The organism is Sphingobium sp., from assembly GCF_033795625.1.
Lineage (GTDB): Bacteria > Pseudomonadota > Alphaproteobacteria > Sphingomonadales > Sphingomonadaceae > Sphingobium.
In genome coordinates this window covers 1-3,887 of sequence record NZ_JARYGI010000076.1, presented here as the reverse complement: position 1 = coordinate 3,887, position 3,887 = coordinate 1, and the positions used below count along the sequence as shown (strand labels likewise).

Below are 3,887 nucleotides of genomic sequence, written 5' to 3'. Positions count from 1 at the left end.
AGCGACCCATTTGACCCTCCAGACTGTCGCCTCATCATAGCATATTTAACGCGTTTCCACACAGTCTGGACCATAAGCCTGCGCGTCCCAACGCGTTGCGAGACTCCTTGCTCCCCGAGACGCGCGATAGTTGGCAGGCTGCTGGTTTCGTCACGTTGCGCATCGACTGAGGATCGCCTTGGCGAGTGTCAATCGATGAACAACAGGGCGGGATTTTCCAACGTGGCCTTGATCCGCTGGACGAACGATGCGGCATCCCATCCGTCGACGACGCGGTGATCGAAGGACGAGGAGAGGTTCATCATCTGGGCGATCCGGATCTGGCCGCGGTCGACGATCGGCCGCTCGATCATCTTGTTGACGCCCAGGATCGCCACTTCCGGACTGTTGATGACAGGCGTGGTGGCGATGCCGCCCATGGCGCCCAGGCTCGTGATCGTGATCGTGGATCCTGACAGGTCGGCCTTGGCGGCTCGTCCCGATCGCGCCAGACCTGACAGGCGCGACAATTCCGAAGCGGTGGTCCAGATGTCATGACGAGCCGCATCACGCATTACGGTCACGACCAGGCCTTGTGGCGTCTGCGTCGCGATCCCGGCATGGACCGCCGTGTACCGCCGCACGACGCCGGACACGTCGTCATAGAGGGCGTTCAACTGGGGAAATTCAGGAAGAACCCGGACCAGAGCGCGCACGAGGAATGGCAGGATCGTGAGCTTTTGCTGACCCTCGATGCGTGTCGCGTTCATGTGTCCGCGCAGCGCCTCCAACTGCGTGACATCCACTTCCTCGATGTAGGAGAAATGCGGGATGCGGCGCTTGGTGTCCTGCATGCGCTCGGAGATCCGCCGTCGCAGGCCGATGACGGGAACTTCCTCGATGCCATCCTCTGCTTCGCCTTGCCTGACGGCGATGCGCTCGGGCACCCGGCCGGACGGCATCGCCTCGACTGACGAAGAGGCCGTGTTGGCCAGGTAAGAGTCGACATCGATCTGCCGGATCCTTCCTGCCGGACCCGACCCTGCCACCTGGCGCAGGTCGATCCCGGAGTCGGCCGCTCGCTTGCGTACCGCGGGCGAGGCAAGAACTTGTGCTTCCACTGGATCTGCGCGCGCAGGCTCGATCGCAGGTTCGGCGATCGCCGCGACATTCGGCGCTTCGTCCACTTCGGCTTCGCCGGCCCCTGATGGCGCTTGCGCCTGGTCGCCCCCCACATCAAAAGTCAGGATGACCCCGCCGACCGGAAGCATTTCACCTGGCGCCCCCACCCGCTCGACGACGATGCCGGCGAAGGGCGCCGTGACCTCTACCGTCGCCTTGTCGGTCATCACATCGCACAGGGGCTGATCCTCTGCGACATCGTCTCCAACGTTGACGTGCCAGGCGACCAGTTCGGCTTCCGCGGTCCCCTCGCCAATGTCTGGCAGCCGAAATACTCTCTGTCCCATCTTCAACGCTCCACAGCCCGGCGAAGCGCAGCGCCTACGCGCGCAGGGCCGGGGAAATAATCCCACTCGAAAGCATGCGGATAGGGTGTGTCCCAACCGGCAACGCGTTCCACTGGTGCCTCAAGGGCGTAAAAGCAATGCTGCTGCACCAGCGCCGCAAGTTCCGCTCCAAATCCGCAGGTCAACGTCGCTTCATGCACGATGACGCAGCAGCCCGTCCGATTGACCGAGGCGACGATGGTGTCGAGGTCAAGCGGCATGAGTGTACGCAGGTCTATGACCTCGGCGTCGATGCCGCTCTCTTCTGCCGCCGCCAGCGCGACATGCACCATCGTACCATATGCGAGCACAGTGACTGCCTGGCCTGACCGCACAGTTGCCGCCTTGCCCAGTGGCACGGTATAATGTCCTTCGGGCACTTCGCCTGCGGCATGCTTGGCCCAGGCAGTCACCGGCCGGTCATGGTGACCGTCAAACGGCCCGTTATACAGCCGCTTGGGTTCGAAGAAGAGAACGGGATCGTCATCTTCGATCGCCGCGATGAGCAGGCCTTTGGCATCATAGGGATTGGAAGGTATGATCGTTTTCAGCCCGGCGACGTGCGTGAAGATGCCTTCTGGCGACTGGCTATGCGTCTGGCCGCCAAAAATTCCGCCGCCATAGGGCGTGCGCACGGTGAGGGGCGACCACCATTCTCCAGCGGTGCGATACCGCATCCGCGCCGCCTCCGAAATCAGCTGGTCCGTGCCGGGGTAGATGTAATCCGCAAACTGGATCTCCACGACTGGCCGCATCCCGTAAGCGCCCATGCCTACCGCCGTGGCGATGATCCCTCCTTCTGCGATCGGCGCATCGAACACGCGCGTAAGACCATGGCGCTCCTGCAGCTTGTCGGTCGCGCGAAAGACACCGCCGAAAAAGCCCACGTCCTGCCCGAAGATCACCACCTTGGGATCTAACGCCAGGCAAACGTCCATGGCGCTGTTGATCGCCTGAATCATGTTCATCCGCGCCATTATTACCCCTCCAGCATCTGCGCGCGCTGCTTTTGCAGATGCGCTGGCATATCTTTGTAGACATCATCGAACATCGAGGCGCGGTCATGCTGCGGCCCCTGCCCCAGGGTGCCAAGAGCCTCGGACGCCCTGCCCTCCTCGCGGACATGCTCCACAAGCTCCTCCTGCAGCGCCAGATGCCGGTCCGCGTCCCATTCCCCCATTGCGACCAGATGATCGCGCAGCCTTGCGATGGGATCGCCCAGCGGCCAGGCCGACGCCTCGTCGGCGGCGCGGTAGCGCGCGGGATCGTCGCTGGTGGAATGACCATCGGCGCGATACGTGACGAGTTCGACGACCGTCGCACCCAGATTGGCGCGGGCGCGCTCGGCGGCCCACTGGGTCGCGGAGTAAACGGCCAGAAAGTCATTCCCGTCCACCCGCAGCGCCGGCAGGCCATAGGCTAGGGCGCGCGCGGCGAAAGTGGTTTCGTTACCTCCTGCGATACCGGCGAACGAACTGATCGCCCACTGATTGTTGACGATATTGAGAACGACCGGAGCGCGATAGACCGAGGCAAAGGTCAAGGCGTAATGAAAGTCTCCTTCGGCCGTTGCACCATCGCCGATCCACGCTGACGCGATCCGGCTGTCGTTGCAGGCAGCAGACGCCATCGCCCAGCCGACCGCCTGGCTGTACTGAGTGCCCAGGTTCCCGGAGATCGAGAAGAAGCCGGCCTCCCGGCTCGAATAGAAAACGGGCATCTGCCGCCCCTTCAGCCGGTCCCCGCTGTTGGAGTAGACCTGGTTCATCATGTCGCGCAGCGGCCAGTCTCGCGCGACGAGCAGGCCCTGCTGGCGATACGTCGGGAAACACATGTCGTCCCGGTCGAGCGCCATGGCCGCCGCAACAGCCACGGCTTCTTCGCCGGTGGATTTCATGTAGAAGCTGCTCTTGCCCTGCCGCTGTACGCGAACCATGCGCTCGTCATAGGCGCGCGTCAGCATCATCGCCCGCAAGCCTCGGCGAAGCGTGTCGGGCTGCAGTTGGGGGTTCCAGTCGCCTTCCGGCACGCCAGCGTCATTGAGCACGCGGATAAGCCGAAACGGATAGTCGCGCATTGCCGAGGCATTGGTGTCGAATGCCGGACGCGGGCAGGCGCCGGGTCCCTCGAACAGGATGCCGGAAAAATCGGGAGCCTGCCCCGGTCGCGCTGCGGGCACAGGGACATGAAGGGAAAGCGGCACATGATTCTTCGGATAGGTATTCTTCATTGAACATCCCCCAGCAGGGTGGCGCGCTCGACGCGGACGATGGCGCGCAGCTTTTCGACCAGCAGGCGTGCGACGGCGCCATTTTCAAGTTGCACCTCGATGTCGATCAACAAGACATCGCCCGACTGGCGCGCACATATCTGATCGGGGATGATGTTGCGCTGCGCGAA

Annotated in this window: 3 protein-coding genes; all 3 read right to left on the bottom strand. The window is 63.1% G+C overall.

All coding sequences use genetic code 11. The annotated features are described in order from the left end of the window. Window positions 1-188 precede the first annotated feature (188 nt). The 3 genes from QHC67_RS18565 to QHC67_RS18555 are packed head-to-tail and all read right to left on the bottom strand — an operon-like array spanning window position 189 to window position 3,717. The gene (locus QHC67_RS18565) at window positions 189-1,448 is read right to left on the bottom strand and encodes a dihydrolipoamide acetyltransferase family protein (protein WP_319296628.1); all 1,260 of its coding nucleotides are present in this window, start codon (window positions 1,446-1,448) and stop codon (window positions 189-191) included. A 2-nt stretch (window positions 1,449-1,450) separates the two neighbouring features. Beyond that, window positions 1,451-2,464, bottom strand: coding sequence for an alpha-ketoacid dehydrogenase subunit beta (locus QHC67_RS18560; protein WP_319296627.1), 1,014 nt, complete (start codon window positions 2,462-2,464; stop codon window positions 1,451-1,453). Between the two features lie 2 nt (window positions 2,465-2,466). Then, window positions 2,467-3,717 carry a thiamine pyrophosphate-dependent enzyme gene (locus QHC67_RS18555; RefSeq protein ID WP_319296626.1) on the bottom strand — a complete coding sequence of 417 codons (1,251 nt, stop codon included), beginning with the start codon at window positions 3,715-3,717 and terminating at the stop codon, window positions 2,467-2,469. Window positions 3,718-3,887 lie beyond the last annotated feature (170 nt).

Bases quoted from the DNA above. Each gene is read 5' to 3' on its own strand.
- QHC67_RS18555 (WP_319296626.1), bottom strand. From the start codon at position 3,717: ATGAAGAATACCTATCCGAAGAATCATGTGCCGCTTTCCCTTCATGTC.
- QHC67_RS18560 (WP_319296627.1), bottom strand. From the start codon at position 2,464: ATGGCGCGGATGAACATGATTCAGGCGATCAACAGCGCCATGGACGTT.
- QHC67_RS18565 (WP_319296628.1), bottom strand. From the start codon at position 1,448: ATGGGACAGAGAGTATTTCGGCTGCCAGACATTGGCGAGGGGACCGCG.